At 60.9% G+C, this 22,705-nt stretch carries 22 protein-coding genes; 4 read left to right on the top strand and 18 right to left on the bottom strand.

Annotated elements, in window-relative coordinates:
- Positions 1–7 precede the first annotated feature (7 nt).
- The 5 genes from J2X43_RS14300 to J2X43_RS14280 form a co-directional block, all read right to left on the bottom strand.
- Positions 8–2,473: a glycoside hydrolase family 2 protein gene (locus tag J2X43_RS14300; protein WP_310294859.1), complete on the bottom strand. Its 2,466-nt coding sequence runs from the start codon at positions 2,471–2,473 to the stop codon at positions 8–10.
- Between the two features lie 121 nt (positions 2,474–2,594).
- Positions 2,595–3,680 (bottom strand): ABC transporter ATP-binding protein, encoded by a 1,086-nt coding sequence (locus J2X43_RS14295; protein ID WP_310294858.1) that lies wholly within the window; start codon positions 3,678–3,680, stop codon positions 2,595–2,597.
- Positions 3,681–3,682: 2 nt separating this feature from the next.
- A complete protein-coding gene (locus J2X43_RS14290; protein WP_112387127.1) occupies positions 3,683–4,627 on the bottom strand; it encodes a carbohydrate ABC transporter permease in 945 nt (314 codons plus the stop codon).
- On the bottom strand, positions 4,620–5,525 hold the full coding sequence (locus J2X43_RS14285; protein ID WP_310294857.1) for a sugar ABC transporter permease: 906 nt from the start codon (positions 5,523–5,525) through the stop codon (positions 4,620–4,622). The genes J2X43_RS14290 and J2X43_RS14285 overlap by 8 nt, the downstream gene beginning before the upstream one ends.
- A 197-nt stretch (positions 5,526–5,722) precedes the next feature.
- Entirely contained in the window at positions 5,723–6,955 is a 1,233-nt protein-coding gene (locus tag J2X43_RS14280; protein WP_112387125.1) for an ABC transporter substrate-binding protein, read from the bottom strand.
- 456 nt (positions 6,956–7,411) lie between these two features.
- Here J2X43_RS14280 and J2X43_RS14275 point away from each other — a divergent pair, with 456 nt between their 5' ends.
- Complete coding sequence (locus J2X43_RS14275; RefSeq protein WP_310294827.1) at positions 7,412–8,449, top strand: LacI family transcriptional regulator; 1,038 nt, start codon at positions 7,412–7,414, stop codon at positions 8,447–8,449.
- 82 nt (positions 8,450–8,531) lie between these two features.
- On the opposite strand, the gene gndA is transcribed toward J2X43_RS14275, so the two are convergent.
- Entirely contained in the window at positions 8,532–9,962 is a 1,431-nt protein-coding gene (gene gndA / locus J2X43_RS14270) for an NADP-dependent phosphogluconate dehydrogenase (RefSeq protein ID WP_310294825.1), read from the bottom strand.
- A 187-nt stretch (positions 9,963–10,149) separates the two neighbouring features.
- On the opposite strand from gndA, the gene J2X43_RS14265 reads away from it, so the two are divergent.
- The 3 genes from J2X43_RS14265 to J2X43_RS14255 are packed head-to-tail and all read left to right on the top strand — an operon-like array spanning position 10,150 to position 11,498.
- On the top strand, positions 10,150–10,548 hold the full coding sequence (locus J2X43_RS14265) for an SRPBCC family protein (protein WP_310294823.1): 399 nt from the start codon (positions 10,150–10,152) through the stop codon (positions 10,546–10,548).
- Positions 10,549–10,902 (top strand): VOC family protein, encoded by a 354-nt coding sequence (locus J2X43_RS14260; protein ID WP_310294821.1) that lies wholly within the window; start codon positions 10,549–10,551, stop codon positions 10,900–10,902.
- A 2-nt stretch (positions 10,903–10,904) separates the two neighbouring features.
- A complete protein-coding gene (locus J2X43_RS14255) occupies positions 10,905–11,498 on the top strand; it encodes a DUF1801 domain-containing protein (protein WP_310294819.1) in 594 nt (197 codons plus the stop codon).
- 39 nt (positions 11,499–11,537) lie between these two features.
- Here J2X43_RS14255 and J2X43_RS14250 read toward each other — a convergent pair whose 3' ends face one another.
- The 12 genes from J2X43_RS14250 to cobA form a co-directional block, all read right to left on the bottom strand.
- Positions 11,538–12,248 (bottom strand): PAS domain-containing protein, encoded by a 711-nt coding sequence (locus tag J2X43_RS14250; RefSeq protein WP_310294817.1) that lies wholly within the window; start codon positions 12,246–12,248, stop codon positions 11,538–11,540.
- A gap of 186 nt (positions 12,249–12,434) precedes the next feature.
- Positions 12,435–13,370, bottom strand: coding sequence for a lipid A biosynthesis lauroyl acyltransferase (locus J2X43_RS14245; protein WP_112516001.1), 936 nt, complete (start codon positions 13,368–13,370; stop codon positions 12,435–12,437).
- A 4-nt stretch (positions 13,371–13,374) separates the two neighbouring features.
- Complete coding sequence (locus tag J2X43_RS14240) at positions 13,375–14,403, bottom strand: zinc-binding dehydrogenase (RefSeq protein ID WP_112516000.1); 1,029 nt, start codon at positions 14,401–14,403, stop codon at positions 13,375–13,377.
- 55 nt (positions 14,404–14,458) lie between these two features.
- Positions 14,459–15,745, bottom strand: coding sequence for a beta-ketoacyl-ACP synthase (locus J2X43_RS14235; RefSeq protein WP_310294815.1), 1,287 nt, complete (start codon positions 15,743–15,745; stop codon positions 14,459–14,461).
- An 11-nt stretch (positions 15,746–15,756) separates the two neighbouring features.
- Positions 15,757–16,962 carry a beta-ketoacyl-ACP synthase gene (locus J2X43_RS14230; protein ID WP_310294814.1) on the bottom strand — a complete coding sequence of 402 codons (1,206 nt, stop codon included), beginning with the start codon at positions 16,960–16,962 and terminating at the stop codon, positions 15,757–15,759.
- Positions 16,962–17,441 (bottom strand): 3-hydroxyacyl-ACP dehydratase FabZ family protein, encoded by a 480-nt coding sequence (locus J2X43_RS14225; protein WP_112387113.1) that lies wholly within the window; start codon positions 17,439–17,441, stop codon positions 16,962–16,964. Before J2X43_RS14225 ends, J2X43_RS14230 begins: the two co-directional genes overlap by 1 nt.
- Before the next feature lie 113 nt (positions 17,442–17,554).
- Positions 17,555–17,833, bottom strand: coding sequence for an acyl carrier protein (locus J2X43_RS14220; RefSeq protein ID WP_112387112.1), 279 nt, complete (start codon positions 17,831–17,833; stop codon positions 17,555–17,557).
- 173 nt (positions 17,834–18,006) lie between these two features.
- Complete coding sequence (locus J2X43_RS14215; RefSeq protein WP_112387111.1) at positions 18,007–18,435, bottom strand: L,D-transpeptidase; 429 nt, start codon at positions 18,433–18,435, stop codon at positions 18,007–18,009.
- Positions 18,436–18,581: 146 nt separating this feature from the next.
- Positions 18,582–19,562 (bottom strand): adenosylcobinamide-phosphate synthase CbiB, encoded by a 981-nt coding sequence (gene cbiB, locus J2X43_RS14210; RefSeq protein ID WP_310294810.1) that lies wholly within the window; start codon positions 19,560–19,562, stop codon positions 18,582–18,584.
- On the bottom strand, positions 19,559–20,560 hold the full coding sequence (cobD, locus tag J2X43_RS14205; protein ID WP_310294808.1) for a threonine-phosphate decarboxylase CobD: 1,002 nt from the start codon (positions 20,558–20,560) through the stop codon (positions 19,559–19,561). The genes cbiB and cobD overlap by 4 nt, the downstream gene beginning before the upstream one ends.
- Positions 20,557–21,864, bottom strand: a complete 1,308-nt coding sequence (locus tag J2X43_RS14200) for a cobyrinate a,c-diamide synthase (RefSeq protein WP_310294806.1) — start codon at positions 21,862–21,864, stop codon at positions 20,557–20,559. The genes cobD and J2X43_RS14200 overlap by 4 nt, the downstream gene beginning before the upstream one ends.
- A complete protein-coding gene (cobA, locus tag J2X43_RS14195) occupies positions 21,861–22,700 on the bottom strand; it encodes a uroporphyrinogen-III C-methyltransferase (protein ID WP_310294804.1) in 840 nt (279 codons plus the stop codon). The genes J2X43_RS14200 and cobA overlap by 4 nt, the downstream gene beginning before the upstream one ends.
- Positions 22,701–22,705: the final 5 nt, after the last annotated feature.

Below are 22,705 nucleotides of genomic sequence, written 5' to 3'. Positions count from 1 at the left end.
TTTCAAATCATTCTGCCGATTGGCAGGAATGCAGATCATAGAAACGGAAGTCCGGCAGCTTGCCCTTCTCGAGCGGGTTTGCCGGGGTGAAGGTGATGCGGCGGGTCTCACCGGCCGCCAGATCGAAGGCGTTGTCGGAATATTTTCCGTCCTCGTCCGTCTCGATCATCACGAAGAGCGCCAGCCCCTTGGCGGTGACATTGAGGCAGACGGAACCGTCCTCCTCGATATATTCATGGGTCACCTGCAAGCCGGCGGGTTCGAGCTCCAGCGCCTTGTAGGTGCCGTGGACATAATGCCCCTCGCCGCCCATGCCGTTCGACGCCGTGAAGCGCCAGGCAAGCAGCGTCCCGTCTGGAACGTCGGACAGGTCGATCGAGGCAGCCGTGACCGCCGCATCCGGCGTGCAGATCGCCTGCACATCCTTCAGATGCTTGCGTTCGCCCTTCATCGTCAGGATCGAGATCGAGAGATCGACGCTGACTTCATCGAGCGTATCGTTGACCAGCGAGAAACGGATCGCCTTGCCGTCGTCAGCAGGGATCGCTGCGACCGCCACCGGCTGGAAGAAGCGCTTGACGAGATAGTGCATCGCCTTCCAGCGGCCGCCGTAATCGAGGCTCGACCACGAGGCGACCGGCCAGGTGTCGTTGAGCTGCCAGTAGATCGTGCCCATGCAATGCGGCTTCAGCGACCGCCAGTATTCCACCGCCGTCTTGATCGCCAGGCCCTGCTGGATCTGGCTGAGATAGACGAAATTCGGGAAATCCTTCGGGAAGCGGAAGTAGCGGAACATCGTGCCGGCAATGCGCTCGTTGCCGCCGGCATTCTTCTGGTGCAGCTCCATCACCGGCGATGCGACGTTCATGTCCTTCGCATCCGCATAGGTCTTGATGACGGGTAGCGAGGTGTAGGACTGGAAGCCGAATTCCGAGCAGAAGCGCGGCCGAACCGTGCGGTAATTGTCGAACGACTTGTTCTCGTGCCAGACCGACCAGTAGTGCATGTCGCCGGAGCCATCGGCATGCCAGGCATCGCCGAAATCGAGATAGCCGGAAGCCGGGCTGGACGGCCACCACAGCGCGCCCGGAAGCGCCTTCTTCACCGATTGCTCGATGGTCCGGTTCAGCCGGTCGTAGGAGACGAGATACCGGTCGCGATCCTTCTTCGACTCGTCGAACCAGGTGAGCGCGCCCACCAGCTCGTTATCGCCGCACCAGAGCGCGATCGACGGATGCGACGACAACCGCTTGACCTGGTAATCGACCTCGACGGCGACGTTGTCGAGAAAATCCTCGGTCGAGGGATAGAGGTTGCAGGCAAACATGAAGTCTTGCCAGACCATCAGGCCCAGCCGGTCGCAGAGATCGTAGAAATAATCCTGCTCGTAGAAACCGCCACCCCAGACGCGGATCATGTTCATGTTGGCGGCTTTGGCTGATTGCAGCAGGTCTTCGGTCTTCTCTGGTGAAGACAGCGAAAACAGCGCATCTGCCGGGATCCAGTTGGCGCCACGGCAGAAGATCTCGCGGCCATTCACCTTGAACGCAAAGCGGCTGCCGGCAGCGTCAGGCGTGGTGATCAGTTCGATGGTGCGAATGCCGATCTGCTTTGTCACCACATCCGAAGGCAAGTCAACGGTCAGCTCGTAGAGCGCCTGCTCGCCGCTGCCCGCCGGCCACCAGAGCTTCGGCTTGTCGATCTGGAAGACGTGATTGACGACAGTCTCCCCGCCGCTGACGCCGACATCGAGGCGCACACGCTCGCCATCCAGCGCAAAATGAACCGGAACGATGCCCGGTTTCTTCGAATGGAGCGTGGCCGTCACCAGTACCTCGACGCTGCCGTCGAGATTGTGTGTCTGGCGCGTCGTCACCTGCTCGATGCGCACCGTCTCCAGCTTCCGCAGCGCAATGGTGCCATAGAGGCCGAGCGGCGCAATGGCGATATTCCAGTCCCAGCCGAAATGGCATTGCGGCTTGCGCAGCATGTTGCCGTTCGGGATCGGCGAATTGCCGGTCGAATAAGGAATGTAGAACGGCTGTCTGACCTGCCGGTTGGCGCCCTCGTCGATACTCGACTTGAAGACGATGCGGATGGTGTTGTCGCCCGCCTTCAGCATCGACGAAACATCCGGCCGGTAGCGGCGGAAGCAGTTGTCGGCAGACAGCGCCAGGAAGCCGTTGACGAAGACCGAAGCCACCGTATCGAGATAATCGATATCCAGATACCAGTCGCCCTCCGTCTCCTTCAGCTTGAAGCTGCGCTCGATCACCCATTCCCGGTGCGCCACCCACTGGATCGTTTCTTCGTTGCGGCCGAAATACGGATCCGGGATGAGCTTGGCGGCATGGAGCGCGGAATGCACATCGCCGGGGATTGCGATCGTGCTCTTGATTTCGCCATCGGCGGAGGCCAGCTGCCAGCTGCCCGCGAGATCGATGGAGGAACCGTTCTTCGGCAAGGACGTCATGATAGTACCCGATCAGGCCGCCTTGGGAGGTGCCGGACGAACCGGACCGCGGCCGAATTTGGACGGCCGGAGGGCCGCTATTGAAGATCAGGCGGAGCCATCGCCCCGCCTGTATTGCGATTTAGATACGGTCTTCGCTTGCAGCGTCAAACAGCGAGGCAAGCGACATATCGAAGCTGAGCTTGACCGGCGTGCCCGGGGCAAAGCGGCGCGAACCGGCGATGCGCACGGACATCGTATGCCCGGCATGTTTCAGCCACAGCAGGTTGTCGGCGCCCATCGGCTCCTCGATATCGACCGTCGCCTCGTGCACCTCGGCGCCGATATTCTCGTTCACCTTGATATGCTCGGGTCGAACGCCGAGAACCACCTTGCGGCCAGGCTGCAGCACCTGCTCGGTCTGATAGCCGTCAAGCGAGAAGGTCACGCCGTTGGAGACGAAGGCCGTCTTGCCTCCCGCACTCTTCAGTTCGCCATGCAGGAAATTCATCGACGGCGAGCCGATGAATCCTGCGACGAAGAGATTGCGCGGCTTGTTGTAGATCGTCGTCGGATCGGCAAGCTGCTGGATGATGCCGCTCTTCATGATGGCGATGCGATCGGCGAGCGTCAGCGCCTCGATCTGGTCGTGGGTGACGTAGATCATCGTGTTCTTCAGCGACTGGTGCAGCCGCTTGATCTCGACGCGCAGTTCCGAACGGAGTTTCGCATCGAGGTTCGACAACGGTTCGTCGAAGAGGAAGACATCGACATCGCGCACCAGCGCACGGCCGATCGCCACGCGCTGACGCTGGCCCCCGGAAAGCTCCGCCGGCTTGCGCTTCAGAAGCGGCTGGATCTGCAGGATTTCGGAAGCGCGGGCGACACGCTTGTCGATCTCGGCCTGCGGGATCTTTGCAACCTTCAGGCCGAAGGACAGGTTCTTTTCGACCGTCATCTGCGGATAGAGCGCGTAGGACTGGAACACCATGCCGATCCCGCGGTCCTTGGGCTCCTCCCAGGTGACGTTCTTGCCCTTGATGTAGATCTGCCCTTCGGACGCGTCGAGCAGCCCGGCAATGCAGTTCAACAGCGTGGACTTGCCGCAGCCGGACGAGCCGAGCAGAACCAGGAACTCGCCGTCGTTGATATCGAGGTTCAGATCCTTGAGGACGCTGACGGCACCGAAATTCAACGACAGATCTTTGATGGAAACGCTTGTGTTCATGATCAACCTTTCACTGCGCCGGCGGCGATACCGCGGACGAAGAGACGCCCGGACACGAAGTAGACGATAAGCGGCACCAGACCCGTCAGGATCGTTGCAGCCATGTTGACGTTGTATTCCTTCACGCCCTGGACGGAATTGACGATGTTGTTCAGCTGAACCGTCATCGGATAGGTGTCAGGACGGGTGAAGACGACGCCGAAGAGGAAGTCGTTCCAGATACCGGTGACCTGCAGGATCATCGCCACGACGAAGATCGGCAGCGACATCGGCACCATGATGCGCAGGAAGATCTGCCAGAAGCCCGCGCCATCGACGCGCGCCGCCTTGAAGAGTTCCTGCGGCAGCGACACGAAGTAGTTGCGGAACAACAGCGTCAGGATCGGCATGCCGAAGATCGAATGGACGATGACGAGGCCCGTCAGGCTGCCATAGAGGCCGATTTCGCGCAGCACGATGACGATCGGATAGATCATCACCTGATAGGGAATGAAGGCACCGATGATCAGGATCGAGAAGAACAGTTCCGATCCTTTGAAGCGCCAGTTGGCGAGCGCATAGCCATTGACCGAGGCAATGGCGATCGAGATCACCACCGACGGAACGGTGATGCGCACCGAGTTCCAGAAGCCGCGCGAAAGGCCGTCGCAGTTCAGACCCGTGCAGGCCTCAGCCCAGGCCTTAACCCACGGCTCGAAGGTGATTTCCATCGGCGGCGAGAAGATATTGCCCATGCGGATTTCGGGCATGCCCTTCAGCGAGGTGACGACCATCACATAGAGCGGCAGCAGGTAGTAGAGCGCTGCGATCGTCAGCGTGCCGTAGAGCATGATGTTGCGGCCCGACAGCATCGGCTTCGGCCGCGGCCCGCTGGGGCCGGCGCCGAGCTTCGGCTTGATGGCGTCTATGCCGGCAGCAGTGGTGTTGAGGGTTCCTGTATCAGCCACGCTTGCGCCCTCCACCGAATTCCAGATAGGCCCAGGGAACGATGATGATCGCGACAGTGATCAGCATCATCGTCGATGCGGCAAAGCCCTGACCGAGATTCTGCGCCTGGAACATGTAGTCGTAGACATATTTTGCAGGCACTTCCGACGAGATGCCCGGACCGCCCGAGGTCTGCGCCACGACGAGGTCGTAGACCTTGACGATGCCGGACGCGATGATGACGAGCGTGGTGATGAAAACAGGACGCATCATCGGGATGACGATGAACAGATAGGTCTTCCACATCGGAATGCCGTCGACACGCGAGGCCTTCCAGATGTCTTCGTCGATGCCGCGAAGTCCCGCCAGCATCAGGCACATGACCAGCCCCGTGCCCTGCCAGAGGGCGGCGATCAGGATGCCGTAGATGACGATCTCTGGCGTATAGAGCGGATTGAAGGTAAAGCTCGTCCATCCCATCGAACGCACCACGGACTGCAGGCCGAAATCGGGGTTCAGAACCCATTGCCAGACGAGACCGGTGACGATGAAGGACAGCGCGAACGGATAGAGGAAAATGGTGCGGAAGGTGTTTTCGAAGCGGATCTTCTGATCCATCAGCGCCGCCAGCACGAAGCCGATCACCAGCGAGAAGATCAGCGAGAGAATGCCGTAGACGGCAAGGTTCTCGATCGCCGTCACCCAGCGCGGCGCGGCCCAGAGCCGCTGATACTGATCGAAGCCGATGAAGCTCATGCGCGGCAGAAGCTTCGAATTGGTGAAGGAATAGAATACGGTCCAGACCGTTCCGCCGAGGAAGATAACCACCGCGGTCAGGATCATGGGAATGGATGCAATCTTCGCATTCAGATTGCGCAGTAATTGATTTGGCCGGCCTGCTCGCGCTTGACCCGTCATTGTGGCTCCTCCTGAAATCGCAATCGCGTTTCGTGATCCGGAATGGAAGGCGGCCCTGTGGGCGAACTCCCAATCGTCTCCATCTCAGCGCCGCCCTCTCAAGGACGCGTGAGACCTACCCCGCCCGCCGATCCCGAAGATCAGTGCAGATCCGGCCCTGAAAAGCAGGGCCGGACCGCAAGGGCAGATATACGGGATCAGTCAGCGGAGCCGATGATACCGGCGAAGCGCTTCTGAGCGTCTTCGACAGTCATCGCCGTGGAGAAGAACTCGGAGAAGAGGTCTTCCTTCTGCTTCTGGCTGTCTGCCGAAAGCAGCTGGTCGGTCCATTCGACGACATTGCCCTTGGCAAGGATGTCGAGACCCTTCTTCATGCAGTCGTTGGCCGCGCCGAGATCGACGTCACCGCGAACCGGCAGCGAGCCCTTCTTCAGGTTGAAGGCAACCTGGGTCTTGGGGTCGAGCAGCGTCTTTGCGAGAACGGCCTGCGCCTTGGACTTCTCTTCGTCCTTCAGCAGCGGGAAGTAGAAGGCATCGCCACCCGTTGCGATCATGTCGGTCACGCCGAGGCCCGGAAGGCAGGTATAGTCCACACCGGCCTTCTGACCGGCGAGCTGGAATTCGCCCTGCGCCCAGTCACCCATGATCTGACCGCCGGCCTTGCCGGTGATGACCATGTTGGTTGCCTGGTTCCAATCCTGGACGTTGGTGCCCTTGGACATCTTGCGGGCGTCGTCTGCAGCCTTGAAGACCTTGGCGATCTCGGGGCCTGCGGCGACTTCCGCATCCTTGTCCTTGTAGACCTTGTAGAACGTATCCTTGCCGGCGAGAGCCAGCAGCAGAACGTCGAACGCGCCTGCGGACTGCCATGCCTGACCGCCGACGGCGAGCGGCACGATGCCTGCCTTTTCGAGAGCCGGCGCAGCAGCGACCAATTCATCCCAGTTCTTCGGCACTTCGACGCCAGCCTTCTTGAAGGCGGCATTCGAGAGCCACAGCCACTGCCAGGAGTGGATGTTCACAGGGGCGCAATAGATCTTGCCGTCGATGGTGCAGGAATCGAGCAGGTTCGACGGACGGACGATGTCCTTCCAGTGTTCTGCCGTAGCGACATCGGTCAGGTCGCGCATCAGGCCGGCCTGGACGAGTTCTTCAGCCTGACGGCCGTGATTGAACTGCGTGGCGCCCATCGGATCGCCACCGGTGATGCGGCTGATCATGATCGGACGAGCGGTGCCGCCGGAACCTGCAATGGCACCGTCGACCCACTTGTTGCCGGTGGCGTCGAATGCCTTGGCGAGTTCTGCGACAGCCGCAGCTTCGCCGCCCGAGGTCCACCAATGGGTGACTTCGAGATCGGTCGCCTGCGCGGCGCTAAACGGAATGATGACCGAAGCGGCAAGCATGGCCGCGAACGAACGGATATTCATGAGTTCTCCTCCCTCACTGAAACGTTGCCGGAAAAACTTAGTGCAATCGATTTTTTGACGCAACAGCCTGCACGTAAAATTTTCTTTAGCGCCTGCGATTGCTACCCATACCTGTCAAAAAGCCAGGAAACGTGCATCTATGTCGCCAACTTGTGCGGTCAATACCGCAGCGCACTTCATGACATAAATAATTGTTATAGCTTATATATTTACAATAATTCCCAGAAAAATCCAATTGCGACCCTTCGCAGCCGCAAAAAATCTGTGCGATTTCCATCGATTCAACCTATGCGTCTATCCGTTCCCCTTAGGCATCAAAAAGTGCTCGACTTTTCTACTGTATCGTTACAGATTTTGTGACTTAGGGAGGAGCGGCTTTTCGATGCGGATGCGCTTACGGCGCGTTGAAAAAGCATCTATAAGCAGACGCAAATCGCGTGAGGGTAGCTTAGACCTATGGAAAACAAGGGAAATTTCGCAGGGGCGGCGACGGTCCAGCGCGAGCGTCCGACGCTGAAGACGATCGCCTTCATGACCGGTCTTGGCATCACCACCGTCTCGCGCGCCCTGAAGGACGCACCGGATATCGGCGCTGAAACCAAGGAGCGGGTGCGCATGGTGGCGCGCCAGCTCGGGTACCAGCCGAACCGCGCCGGCGTCCGCCTTCGCACCGGCAAGACTAACGTTATCGCGCTGGTTCTCTCGATCGATGAAGAGATCATGGGCTTTTCGAGCCAGATGGTCTTCGGCATCTCGGAAGTGCTGACCGGCACGCCCTACCACATCGTCGTCACGCCGCATTCCCACAGCCGCGATCCGATGGCGCCGGTGCGCTATATTCTCGATACCGGCTCGGCAGATGGCGTCATCATCTCGCGCATCGAACCGGATGACGCACGGGTGCGCCTGCTCGCCGAGCAGAACATCCCCTTCGCGACCCACGGCCGCACCGATGCCGGCCTCATTCATCCCTACCACGACTTCGACAACGAGGCCTTCGCGCACGAGGCCGTGAAGCGGCTGGTCGAGCGCGGCCGCAAGCACATCGCGCTGCTGCAGCCGCCGAGCAAGCTCACCTATTACACCCACACGCGGATCGGCTTCCAGACCGGCCTGCACGACTACGGCGCCGAGGAAGTGCCGCTCAGGGTCAATATCGATGCGCCGCTCGACGAGATCAGGAATGCTGTGGAGACGATGATGCGCTCGCCTGGCGCACCCGACGCGATCGTCTGTTCCGCCGGAAGCGCTGCCATCGCCGTCAATGCCGGGATCGAGGCCGCCGGCAAGCGCCTCGGCAAGGACGTCGACATGGTCTCGAAGGAATCCGCCCCGATCCTCAACTGGATCCGCCCCGAGATCATTACCGCCTACGAAGACGTCCGCCACGCCGGCCGCGAAATGGCCAAGGCCGTCATCGCCCGCATCGACGGCATCGAACCGGAACTGCTGCAAAGCGTCAGCAAACCGGTGTGGGGGGATGAGCGGCGCTAAGAGTTCGGAAGCCGCATCCCCACCTCTTACAGACGAAAAAAGCCCGGTCGAAACCGGGCTTTTCATTCCAGATAGACAGGCCTCAGAAGGTCGCGGCACCACTGCCCCACGGGCCGTGGTGGAAGTCCTTGCCGTCCAGGCGGTCGAAGCCGTGGGCGCCGAAGAAGTCGCGCTGGGCCTGGATCAGGTTGGCCGTGCCACGGCCTTGGCGGTAGGCATCGAAATAGGTGAGCGCCGAGGTGAGCGCCGGAACCGGCAGGCCGGCCTGAAGAGCGGCGGTGACGACGCGGCGCAGCGCCGGGATCGATTCCTTGACCATCTCCGAGAAGGCTGGCGTGACGATCAGGTTGGCCGCATCAGGCGCCTTGGTGAAGGCCGAGGTGATCTCGTCCAAGAACTGCGAACGGATGATGCAGCCGTCGCGCCAGATCTTGGCAATCGTCGGCATCGGCAGCGACCATTTGAACTCTCGGGATGCTTCCGCCATCACCGCGAAGCCCTGTGCGTAAGCGCCGATCTTGGCGGCGAAGAGCGCCAGTTCCAGATCCTTGTCGAGATCAGGACCGTAAGCGATCGGGAACTTGTATTCCGGCTTGCCGAAGATCTTTTCAGCCGCTTCGCGCTCGCCCTTCATCGACGAGATCGAACGCGCAGCAACGGCCGCTTCGATCGCAGTCGCGGGAATACCCATGTTCTGCGCTTCGATCGCAGACCACTTGCCGGTGCCCTTCTGGCCGGCCTTGTCGAGGATCATGTCGACCATCGAGCCCTTGGAAATCGGGTCGGTCGCAGCAAGCACCTTCTCGGAAATCTCGATCAGGTAGGAATTCAGGCGGCCCTTGTTCCACTGGCCGAAGATCTTGCTGATATCAGTCGAACTCTTGCCGAGGCCGTCGCGGAAAATGCCGTAGATTTCGGCGATCATCTGCATGTCGGCATATTCGATGCCGTTATGGATCGTCTTGACGAAGTGACCGGCGCCATCATTGCCGAGCCAGGCAACGCAGGGGTCGCCCTTGTACTTGGCAGCAATCGAGGTCAGCACCTTCTCGACACGCTTCCAGCTGTCTTCCGTGCCGCCGACCATGATCGACGGGCCGTGACGCGCACCTTCCTCACCACCGGAGACACCCATGCCGATGAAGGTCAGGTCGGTGTCCTTGAGGCGGTCGAAGCGGGCGATGGTGTCGCGGAAGTTGGCGTTGCCGGCATCGATCATGATGTCGCCCTTGGAAAGGTAGGGGCGCAACAGCTCCATCTGCTGATCAACAGGCTCGCCGGCCTTGATCATGATGATGATTGGGCGCGGCGGGCGGATCGCCTCGACGAATTCCTCGATCGTCTTGCACGGAACGATCTGCTTCTTCAGATCACCGGCGCTCTCGTAGAACTCGTCGGTTTTCTCGGGTGTGCGGTTGAAAACCGCAATCTTGTTGCCCTTTTCGGCAATGTTCAGCGCCAGGTTGGAACCCATGACGGCAAGGCCGATCAGTCCGATTTCTGCCTTTTCCACGACAATCCTCCGATGAGTCAAATTCGACCGGTGTTGTGGCACTCTAAGCCGGAAACGGCAAGTATCGAAGACGCCAAAATCGGCCCCTCCGGTGGACCCGATCGGCAAGGCGCGATATTGATCGATGGCGATCGCGCGCCATCTCGCATGGGACAGATCAGGCGCAGCCGGGCGCTGGGAGGACTTGATGACAACGATGACCGCAAGGATCGTCCATTGCTCGATCGATCGCGATTGGCAGGACGTCTACGCGTTTGCCGGCGAGCCGGAGAATATGCCGCTCTGGGCATCAGGCCTCGCCTCCGGCCTCGAAAGAGATGGCGACGACTGGATCGCGAAGGGCGTGCTCGGCACCGTCAGGGTCAGCTTCGTGCCGGCCAACAAGTTCGGCATCATCGACCATACAGTGACGATCGAAAGTGGCATGCGCGTCTACAATGCGCTGCGCATCGTTCCTAATGGCGATGGCTGCGAGGTGATGTTCACGCTGCTGAAGCAGCCCGGCATGACAGACGCGCAATTTGCCGCCGATGGCGCCCATGTCGAGAAGGACCTGCATGCGCTGAAGGCGCTGATGGAGAAATAGATGGTCAATGATCAGACGGTGCTTCGCATCGATTATATCGAATTCAATGTCGCCGATATCGAGGCATCGAAAGCCTTCTATGGGGCGGCCTTCGGCTGGAGCTTCAAAGATTATGGCCCTGCCTATTGCGAATTCAGCGACGGCAGGCTGACGGGCGGTTTCACGACGCTGGACAAGCCCCGGCCGGGCGGCCCGCTGGTCATTCTCCATGCCAGCGATCTGGAAGCCGCTTTGGACGCAACCAGCAAAGCCGGCGGCTCGATCGTCAAGCCGATCACGGCCTTCCCGGGCGGGCGGCGCTTTCATTTCACCGATCCCGACGGCTACGAGCTCGCGGTCTGGAGCAAGGATTAAGTATGGCGGCACAAGCAACCAACCCGAAGGTCGATGCCTATTTCGCCCGCAAGGATAGCTGGCGCGAGGAAACCGCCAGACTGAGAACGATCGTCCTCGATTGCGGCTTGACCGAAGAGCTGAAATGGGGCGAGCCGTGCTACACGGTTGGCAAGGCCAACATCGTCCTGATCCACGGCTTCAAGGACTACTGCGCCCTGCTCTTCTTCAAGGGCGCCTTGATGAAGGACGATGCCGGCATTCTCATCCAGCAGACGGACAACGTCCAGGCCGCCCGCCAGATCCGCTTTACCAGCGCCGAACAGATCTCCGGCATGGAAAACCTGCTGAAGTCCTACGTGCAGCAGGCGATCGAGGTCGAGAAAGCAGGGCTGAAGGTCGACTACAAGAAGACCACCGAGTTCACGGTGCCGGAAGAATTTCAGACAAGGCTTGACGGTGACGCGGCCCTCAAAGCCGCCTTCACCGCCCTCACCCCGGGCCGCCAGCGCGCCTATCTGCTGCATTTCGCGCAACCGAAGCAATCGAAGACCCGCGAGTCCAGGATCGACAAGGCTGTTCCGCAGATATTCGAGGGCAAGGGGCCGAACGATTAGCCATTCCCGGCGTGTCGCCACACAGGCAATGCGCCGATCCTAGACCCTTACCGTTTCAGGCGCTTTGACATTCTCCATCATGATCAGCGCCCCGATCACCCGCCCGCCATTGTCACGCAGGGGCGACATGCGGCAGCGCATCAGTTTCGCGCCCTCGCCGCTGGTGCGTTCGTAATTGTATTCCACCCGCTCCCCCGCAAAGCAGGCGTCGAAATGCGCCTTGGTTTTCTCGAAGCGCTCGTTGCCGATGAACTCGGCGACGTGCCGGCCGATCATGTCGATCGGCTTGCGGCCGAGATAAGTGCAGTTCGTCGGGTTGGAGTACAGGTAGCGGTAGTCGCGCGTCAGCACGGCAACGCGATCCGGCAGTGTCTCGAGAATCGCCGAATTCAGGAAATTGCCGTTGTCCATGTTCGGGACATAGCCATCCGGCTTCGGCAACCGTTCCGCAGGTGCCGGGATCTGGCGCGGCTTGCCGGAATTGCCAAAATAGCGATCCAGCAGATTTGAAAGCGTCGCCGCGTAGCCCATGACGCTCGCGCAATCATCGGCATTCTGCTCCAGCAAACAGACGACGAATTGCAGCTGCATGTGAATTTCGACGATATTCGACGCGTGATACGTAACAATAGCGCCGATCAGCGCCTCGAAATCACTATCAAGAGTTGAAACTTGATGATCATCGCCCGCGCGGATCGCCGCATCGATTTGTGAGCAACGTGAAGAAAATGCCTGCAGAAGTTCCAGCAATATGCCCCCCAATCCCCTGACACATAGGGGAAACCAGCATATGTCAGTTTTCACGGCAGGTTTCGTCGATTCCCGATCTTCCCCAACCGGCTACTCGCCTTGGTGGCAACCACTAACATGAACGCCGTTCACATTCAATGTGAACGGCGGTCATATTTTCACATACGAAATTTAGGGGTATAAGCTCTAGTTGAGCACGCTTTCCTTGATTTTCCACCGGTCGTGGTACCAGAGCCACTGCTCCGGATATTCCCGGACCCAGCTTTCGACCTTGTCGTTCAGCATCTGCGCCATTGCCGTCAGGTCGAGATTGCCGGCTGAGTCGCGGGGGATTTCCAGCTGCGGTTCGATCTCCAGCCGATAGCGATTTCCCGGCAGGCGAATGCAGCGCGCCGGGTAGACCTCGCATCCAAATTGGCGCACGAGCTTGGGAACAAGAGGATTGGTCGTCGTATCGATGCCAAAGAAGCGTGTCTTCAGCCCCTTCTTGAACTTCTGATCGACGAGAACGCCGACGCCCTGCCCCGCCTCTAGCTGGCGCGCCAATGTGAAGGACGAGCCGGCATGCGATGGCACGAGCTTACCCATGCGCGCGCTGCGGAAATCGAAGACCTTCTGCGCCACATAGGGATTGTTCGGCGGGCGGAAAAGAACCGTCACATTGAGGCCAAAGGCGGCACCAGCCACCGGCAGCAGCTCGAAATTGCCGCTATGCGCGGTAAAGACGATGAACGGCCGCGGATTGTCACGAAGATCGAGAAACAGCGGGATGCCTGTCACCTCGATCCGGCCGGGCTCAGATCGTTCCGGATCGAAGTCGAAAAGCCTGTCAAGGAAGACATACTCGGCGGCAAGCCGGCCCATATTGCCCCAGCTGCCAAGCGCGATCGCCTGGATCTCGTCTTCGCTCTTTTCGGGAAAGGCGTTGCGCAGATTGACGAGCATCAGCTTGTGGCGCCGCGTCCGCGGGCCGATCTTGCGGGTCAGCCAGTCGGCAAAGCGGATCGCTCCATCAGCCGGAAAGATCTTCAGGAAGTTCAGGAAGCCGAACATCAGCTGGGCGATCAGCCACTGGCGAAAATGTTCTAGCTTAAGAACGATCCGGGTGATGAACAGCTTCACAAGGTCAGTCCATCTTCAGGATGATCTTGCCGAAGATCTGGCGCGATTCCATCCGCTCCAGCGCCCGGTCGATATCGTCGAAGCCGACTTCGGTATCGATGACGGGATGAACGAGGCCGCGGCCCATCTTCTGCATGGCGTCCGCCATGTTTTCCATGCGGCAGCCGAAGGAGCCGAGCAGCTTAAGCTGCTGTTGGAAGAGCATCATCAGGTTCATCTCGGTCGAAACGCCCGAGGTCGAACCGCAGGTGACGAGACGGCCACCGCGCTTCAGGCAGAACATCGAGGCGGCAAAAGTGTCCTTGCCGACATGTTCGAAGACGACGTCGACGCCCTTCTTCTTGGTCAGCTTACGCACCACACCTTCGAAGCGGTCGGTGCGGTAGTTGATGACGTGATCGGCACCCAGCGCCTTGGCCTTCTCGATCTTGTCGTCGGAACCGACGGTCGTGATGACGGTACAGCCGATCTTCTTGGCAAGCTGGATCGCTGCCGTGCCGATGCCAGAGCCGCCAGCATGGATGAGGATCGTTTCGCCGGGCTCGAGCTTGGCATTGTCGAACAGCATGTGCTCAACGGTCCCGAAGGTCACCGGCGCCAGCGCCGCGCCGATCGCATCGACACCGGGAGGTGCCGGAACGAGAAGGCGCGCCGGAAGGTTGACCTTCTCCTGCGCAAAGCCGTCGAGATGGAAGCCGTGAACGCCGGAAACGTGTTCGCAGAGATTGTCGCGGCCTTCGCGGCACGGACGGCAGAGGCCGCAGGTACGCGCGCCATAGATCGACACGAGCTGGCCAGGCAGCACATTGGCAACGCCGGGGCCGATCGCCTCGACGACGCCGGAGGCTTCCGCGCCGATGACCAGCGGCATCTTGCGCTTGGCAAACGCCATGCCGCGCCAGCCCCAGACGTCGATATGATTGAGCGCCACCGCCTTGACGCGCAGCGTCACTTCACCGGCGGAAGGGGCTTCCGGCTCCGGCAGGTCGGTGATCTCAAGCTTGCGGTCATCGACCAGTTGCAAAGCGCGCATAGCAAAACCTCTCGCCTTTCAGGCGTTCTTATCTCTGAATTTTGTCGGCAACCGCTTAAGCCGGTTCAAGCGCCATGACAAGGCTTGCGTTCTGTCCGCCGAAACCGAAGGAGTTCGACAGCACGGCCGAAACCTGCTGATCACGCTTCTTGTTCGGCACGACATCGAGAACGATGGCCGGATCAGGATTGTTGTAGTTGATCGTCGGCGGCAGCGTGCCCGACAGCATCGTCTGGAACGAGAAGACAGCCTCGACCGCGCCGGCCGCCGTCAGCGTATGGCCGATCATCGACTTGTTCGAGGATAGCGGGATGGAGGCCATGCGCTCGCCGAAGACAGCAAGCATCGAGCCATATTCCATCTTGTCATTCTCCGGCGTCGAGGTGCCGTGGGCGTTGATATAGCCGATGCCGCTTTCATCCAGGCCAGCGTCTGCGAGCGCCGCGCGGATCGTCGCGATCGCCGGACCGCCGTCGGGCGAGGAGCGCGTGCGGTGGAAGCTGTCGGCCTTCTCGCCGGCACCCTTCATGATGCCGAGGATCTTGGCGCCGCGGGCGATCGCCGATTCCAGCGATTCCAGCACCAGCGTTGCAGCGCCTTCGGCGATGACAAAGCCGTCGCGGTCCTTGCTGAACGGCTTGGAGGCCTTGGTCGGCGGATCGTTCTGGGTGGAAAGCGCAGATAGCAGCGAAAAGCGGATCAGCGCCTCTGCGCTCAGCGAACCATCGGTCGCAACGGCAAGCGCCCGGTCCGTGCGGCCCTGACGGATCGCCTCGATGCCGAGCTGAATGGCGGTGGCGCCCGAAGCACAGGCCGTCGATAGCGTCACCGGCAGGCCGCGGGTGCCGAAGCGGTCGGAAAGGCGTTCGGAGATCGCACCGAAAAGTGCTGCCTCATGGAAGGCTGCATCCGGGCGCTGACGCATCGCCGTCAGAAACCGGTCATAGGCGTCCCCCGGATGATCAGAAGGCGGTGAACGGTCGGCGAGCTCGAAACGGGCGCTCCATTCCGGCTCGATCGGCGGTGCGGCCAGAAACAGCGGGCCATTGAAATCGCCGGAAATATCGGCGTCGGCAAGCGCTTCGATCGTCGTCTCGCGGGCAAACGCATAGGAACGCTCGACAGCGTTCGGCACGGGAATGTCGATGAAATCGACGGTCCCGGCAATCCGCGTCGAGAGGCCATCGGTCGGAAAACGGGTGATGTCGTGGATCCCCGAGGTCCCCGATGTCAGCGCCGCCCAGTTATCCTTCAGGCCCTGGCCGAGCGAGGTGATGATGCCCATGCCGGTCACGGCGACGATCGGGCGGCCGAGATGATCCTTGTAAGCCTTGTCTGTCATTTGATCACTCCTCACGCTTCCGCGGAAAGAACGGCGACGCCCTCGCCGCGCTGGTGGCCGACTGTGGTGACGACGGCGGCATCGGCCGCAGCAATCATTGCTTTTTCATGAGCCGGATCGAAGGCCGGAACCTTGGCTTTCGCATCGACGGCAAGGGCTGCGAAGGCGAGACCCAGCGTAAACTGCGCTTCGAGCGCATGGCCCGAAATACCGCCGAAACCGCGGATGGCAGCGCCCGGCAGCGTGTGCTCCAGCACGGCCTTTTCCCGCTCGGCCAAATCATGCATGCCGGTCGAACCGGAAAAGATTGCCGTGCTCTCGGGCGCCAGCTTCGCAGCGGGTTCCAGCAGGCGCTCAAGGCGCTTTTCGAAATTCCCGGCATTGCGGTTGCCGCGGTCGCCTTCGATGGAGGTGATCGTAGCATAGATATGCGCGCCGCGAGCTTCCGCATGCTGGCGCGATTCCAGAACGAGAAACGCACCGGCCGAACCGGTAATCATCCCGCCGCCGTCCTTGTCCTTGCGCGACCAGAGCGGAGCCCAGTCGCCGCGCGTATGCGCGCCGATCGCCTCCGTGAGCAGGATCATGTCCTGGCGTTCGGCAGCGAAAGCGCCGCCGACGAGCGCATGCGAGGATTCACCCGACTTGATCCGGTAGAAGGCAGTCTCAACGGCCGAGATGCCGGCCGCCTCTTCGCCCATGAAGGTACGCGAGGAACCGGTGACCTTGTGAACGATGGAGATGTTGCCGGCCAGCAGATTGGACAGCTGCGCCAGAAACAGCGTCGGACGAAGCTCGGTGGTCAGCTTCTCGTTCAGCAGCAATTCCCGGTCGTTGCGCTTCAGGCCCTCGTCGACGATCAGCGTATCGACATTGATGTCGCGCTCACCGCCACCGGCCGCAACGATCATGTCCATCGTACCGCAGGCTTCGGCATCATCCTTGAAGCCTGCATCGTCGAGCGCCAGACCGGCGGCAAAGACGCCGATGCGCTGCCAGTTCTCCATCTGGCGCTGGTCGCCACGCTTGGCGATCTGCTGCGACCAGTCGATCTCGGGTAGCGGATGCACCGGATATGGCTTGAACTTATCGGTCTCGACGATCGCCTTCGGCGCCTCGCCTGCCGTCAGCAGCGCCAGATGCGCATCCTTGCCGACGCCCTGACAGGTGACGATGCCGATGCCGGAGATAACGACGTCATTCGCAGACTTGCCCATCATTTCACTCCCTGCGCCGCGATCGCGTCCATCAGGCCGACTTCGCTTGCGCGCTTCTTGACGATATCGCCGAGCGGAACTTCGCTGAACGGCATGGTGCGCAGCTTCAGCTGCGCGTCGCAGACCTTCTTGCCGCCACTGGTGATCTTGGCCTTGGTAACCGCGAAGCCCGAACCGTCATGTTCGAGAAAGGCTTCGATGTCGAGCACGGCTTCGGGCTCGACGAAGGTGCGCATCTTGGCGCCATCGACCGACATCAGGAACGGCATGGCGGCGAAATCAGTCGCGGCCAGCACCAGCATGCCGGAGGCCTGCGCCATGGTTTCGATCAGAAGCACGCCCGGAACGAGCGGCATGCCTGGAAAATGCCCCTCGAAGACGGGGCTCTTGGCTGGCACTACGGAACGCGCCTTGAGCACGCCCTTTTCAAGATCGACCGTCTCGATGCGGTCGATCATCTGGAAATATTCCAGTAGCATCGGATCCTCCGGCCCGGCAGATCAGAAGCGCCGGTTACGCCTAGTTAGGAACAAAACCGCCCGGCCGCTACGGTTTGCAGAGGCAGGGCGGATAAAAAAGATGGCGGTGTCGCTTAAGCCTTGGCGGCGCGCAGCTCGTCGATCTTTGCACAGAGGTTCTTGAGCACGAAGTATTCTTCGGTCGTTACCTTGCCTTCGTTGACTTCCTGCGTCCACTTCTCGAGCGGGATCTTGATGCCGAATTCCTTGTCAATCGCAAAGACGATATCGAGGAAGTCGAGGCTGTCGATACCGAGGTCGTCGATCGTATGGCTTTCCGGCGTGATCGTTTCGCGATCGATTTCGCTGGTTTCAGCAATGATGTCGGCAACTTTATCGAATGTAGCGGTCACGCGCTTACCTCTTTGAATAACGGATTTATCCCCCTCATAGGCAAATCCATTTCAAAAGCCAATGCTTTCGAGCGCGCTGCCCTCAAAATTGGGTGGGAACTGTTGCCGAAACAGCAATGCGCAAAAGGCCCGGAAATATTATCTCCGGGCCGCGTGTGCGATTGGAAAGCCGGTCAGCGGGTGATGACGACCCGGGTATTGGCAAGCCCCACCTGCTTTGCCATCGAGAAGAATTGCGCGGCATTGTTGGGATGAAGACGCACGCAGCCATGCGATGCAGGCATTCCGAGCCGCTTGAGGTCATATGTGGCGTGAACTGCATATCCGCCGTTGAAGAATACGGCGTAAGGCATCGGCGCATTGTCATATTTGCGCGAGCGGTGATTGAGCGACAGCCACTTGGCGCTCCACGAGCCCGTCGGCGTCACATAGCCGCGCCGTGCAGTCGATACCTTCCAGCGGTATTTGACGAAACCGTTCTCCGTCACCGTCATCGTCTGCGCGTCGAGACTGACCCGGGCGACGAGATTAGCCGCGCTGGCGGCAACCGGAGAAAACTGCAGCAACAGACAAGCGGCAGCCGCCGCCAGAAACGTCTTCATGACTATCCCTCTTCACCGGAACGTTTGTCCGGCATCACGAAGAGCAGTCTACGAATAGACTGATTATTTTGCTTTAAAGCGCTTGGTAATCAGAAAGATAACGGAAGGCGGCAACATCTTTACTTTGCCGATCGCCAGTAACGCCGTCAAAGCAGGAAAAGGAACGCCACAAAGACGGAGATCGAGAGAATCATGCAGGCGCCGTTGAAGACGAGAACGCCGTCTTCGACATCCTTGACTGTCGCTGTGTCGCGTCCGGCGCCGTTGATCATCGGTTCGCTGACAACGATACCTGAATAGACGCGCGGACCGGCAAGCTGAACGTCGAGCGCGCCCGCCATTGCTGCCTCCGGACGGCCGGAATTCGGCGAACGGTGCAGCCCGCCGTCACGGATCGCCACCTGAACCGCCTCGCGGCAGGCGCGCGCGCCACGGCGCAGCCAGGCGCCCGCAGCGATGAGCAGGATCGACAGCCTTGCCGCCAGCAAGTTGGCGATATCGTCAAGACGGGCCGACGCCCAGCCGAAGTCGATATAGCGATCCGACTTGTGGCCGATCATCGAGTCGGCTGTATTGAGCATCTTGTAGATGAGGAGGCCAGGGAGACCGAGCACCGCATACCACAGCGCCGGTGCGACCACGCCATCGGAAAAGTTTTCAGCCAGGCTCTCGATCGCCGCGCGGCAAATTCCGGGCTCATCGAGGGTTTCAGGATCACGGCCGACGATGCGCGAGACCGCCCTGCGCCCACCGGCAATTCCTTCCGCCCGAAGCGCGTCCGCGACATCGGAAACGTGATCCGCCAGGCTCTTCTGCGCCATGAAGATGGCAACGCAGACGACTTCGAGGACGATGCCGATAATCCCGAACAGCTCGAAGAACCAGTGCAGGAGCAGCCCGGCAATGGCGCTGCCGAACAGCAGGGCGGCAATCGACGCCGTTCCGTTCAGGCGCCGCTCGGGCCGGGTCAGCGTCTCGCTGTTATAGGTGCGGTCGAAATAGGAGATCGCCTTGCCGAACAAGACGACCGGATGCGGAACGCGCGACCAGAGCCAGTCGGGATCGCCGGCGATCCGGTCGAGAAGCAGGGCCAGTAGAAGAACCAGAAGATGTTCGTCGATCGTCATGCGTCAAAACTCTCAAGCGCGGCTGCAAGTCTTTGGTCAGCCAGACTGTCCGGCCCAAGTCCGAAGCGCAGCCAACTGGGCGCGTAGTCGAACCTGCGGACCAGAATGTGATGCCGGCAGAGATGCGTATAGAGGGCTGCCGCACGTTTGTCTTCGACCAGCGTGAACAAGGCTGCGTTACCGGCAATCGTCAGACCGGCACCCTGAAGAACGGCGTTCAGCGCCGCACTGCGCTCGGCGATCCCGGCAGCAATAGGCGCCGGATCGGCGCGCAGCAGCGATGCGGCCAACGAGAGCGCCGGGCCGGAAACCGCCCAGGGACCAAGCCAATCCTCGAAGCAGGCCCGAATATCGTCGCGCGCGATCACGAAGCCGAGGCGCAGGCCCGCCAGCCCGAAGAATTTTCCGAAGGAACGGAAGATGATGAGGTTCGAAAGCCCGTCCGCCAACGGCACCAGGCTCGCTTCAGGATCAGCATCGCCGAAGGCCTCATCAACCACGAGATACCCGCCCCTCGCCTGCAGCACATCATGAACGGCAATCAGCCGATTACGATCATGCAGTCTGGCGTCCGGATTGTTCGGATTGACGGCGACGACCAGCCGAGACCCCTCGCCAATCTCTGCAAGCCCGGTGATCCGGTCGACCCGGCACCCGGCATTGGCGAAGGCCTTCTCGTATTCGCCGTAAGTCGGCGAAACGATCGCAACGCGGCTCTCGCGCTCGAGCAGCCGCGGCAGGAGCTGGATGACGGATTGGGTACCCGGAACCGGCAGCGGCGACAGCCCCCGGCTCCGATAATAATCCCGCGCCGCTTCCACGGTCGATTGCACCACATGCCTGTCGGGCAGCCGGTGCCAGACGGCAGGCGGGATCACCGGAAGCGGAACCGGACAAGGATTGATGCCCGTCGACAGATCCAGCCAGTCCTCCGGCTGCCCGCCGAATTCGGCAGCAGCGGCGGTGATGCCGCCGCCATGCACGATCGGACCGCTCATGCCGTCTCCCCGGCAAGATCGATCATGTGCATGTAGGAGCCTGCGACCTGGCCACGGCGAAGCCCGGCCTGGCCAAGATCGGCGCCGAGAGCATCTGTGACATCGAAAAGCCGCTCGCCCTCGCCCTCCGAAACCACATTCGAATAGTGAAACTCATGGCCCGTCATCGGCTGCTCGAAGAAAGCCTCGCCGATGGGACGGACGCGCCGGTAGCCGAGATGGCGGCTGCGCTGCTCGTAGCTCGTCACCAGCGGCAGCAATCCGAGCATCTCGTGGCGGATGCCTTCGGCATCGATCAGCCCTTCACCGAGCGCCATGTAGCCCCCGCATTCGCCATAAATCCGCGTACCCCGCGCGGCCGCATCGGTCATGCCGCTCTTGAAGTTCGAGGCCGCCGCAATGGCACCGGCATTGAGCTCGGGATAGCCGCCCGGCAGATAGATCGCATCGGCATCATCGGCGGGTGCCTCATCGGCGAGCGGCGAGAAGAACGAAATCTCCGCGCCGCGGCGGCGCCAGCCGAGCAGCATGTGTTCGTAGCAAAAGGCAAAGGCGATATCGCGGGCGACGGCGATCTTGCGTCCCAACGGCGGCAGACGGCGAATGTTGGCGGTCGAGGCGACGTTCAGCCCCTGACGGGCGATCCGCAGCAGGAATTCGAAATTGCACTCATCCGAGACGGCTTCGGCCGCATGATCGATAAAGGCTTCCAGACTTGCATGCTCACCTGCCTGCACCAGCCCCAGATGCCGCTCAGGCAATGCCAGCGTCTTGTCGCTGCGAATGACGGCGACCACAGGCATGCGAATGGCATCCAGCGCCTGACGCAACATCATCTCATGCCGCTCGCTGCCGACCTTATTGAGAATGACACCGGCAATGCGGACATCCGCGCGGAAACTCGCAAAGCCGCTGACCAGAGGCGCAACCGACTGCGACATGCGCGAGGCATCGACGACGAGAATGACCGACAGTCCAAGCATGGCCGCGAGATCGGCAGCCGTTCCCTTGCCGTCGGCCGCGCCATCGAACAGCCCCATCATCGCTTCGATGACGAGAATACGGTCTCCCTGCCGGTGGATGGCGGCATTGGCCGAGATCAGCTCGCGGCGCATCGCCCAAGGGTCGAAATTGAGACACGGCGCGCCGCTGGCCGCCGCATGAAAGGCCGGATCGATATAATCAGGGCCCGCCTTGCCGGGCGCCACCGCCACGCCGCGGTTTCTTAAGGCGCGCAAGAGGCCGAGCGTGATTGTCGTCTTGCCCGAACCGGAGGACGGGGCCGCAATGAGAAGGCCGCTCATGCCGTCTCCTTTCCGCCTTGCCTGAAAGGATCGGGCTGCAGGCGGCGTCCAGCCAACGCACCGAGCCAATCGAGCGAAGACCGCAGCCGCACCACTTCACCGACAACCACGATCGCCGGCGGTTCCAGCCCGGAGGCTTCGACGGCGGCGACAGCTTCACCGAGCGTCGTTTCCAGCACCTGCTGGCCGCTGGTGGCAGCATTGCAGACGAAAGCCACAGGCTCATCGGCGCGGCGTCCCGCCGCGATCAGGGACGCGCTGATCTGTGCGATATGCTTCATCGCCATATACATGACGATCACAGGCGAGCCGCGGCCGATCGCATCCCAGTTGATCGCGTCAGGAACGATGCCCGAAGAATCATGTCCCGTCAGGAACGTGACCGCGTGATTGATATCTCGATGGGTGACCGGGATGCCGGCATAGGCAAGCCCGCCGATCCCAGCGGTAATACCGGGCACGATGCGGAACGGGACGTTATGCTCGACCAGCGTCAGCGCCTCTTCACCGCCGCGTCCGAAGACGAAGGGATCGCCGCCCTTCAGCCGCAGCACCCGTTTGCCGGAGCGCGCCAGCTCGACGAGTCGCAGCGAGATATCGCGCTGCTTGGCTGACGGCTTGCCGCCGCGCTTTCCGGCATATTCGAGAGCGGTATCCGGCCGGGCCAGCTTCAGGCATTCCTCGTTGACCAGCGCGTCATGAACGACGACGTCGGCCTCCGAAAGCCCCTTCGCGGCAAGCAGCGTCAACAGGCCGGGATCGCCGGGACCGGCGCCGACAAGCCAGACGGTTCCCGGCTCCAATACCGGCAAATGGGCGAATGCATTCTCGATCATAAGGG

Source organism: Rhizobium sp. BE258, assembly GCF_031457345.1.
In the GTDB taxonomy this organism is placed as follows: domain Bacteria; phylum Pseudomonadota; class Alphaproteobacteria; order Rhizobiales; family Rhizobiaceae; genus Rhizobium.
This window is presented reverse-complemented; position numbering and strand designations above follow the sequence as displayed.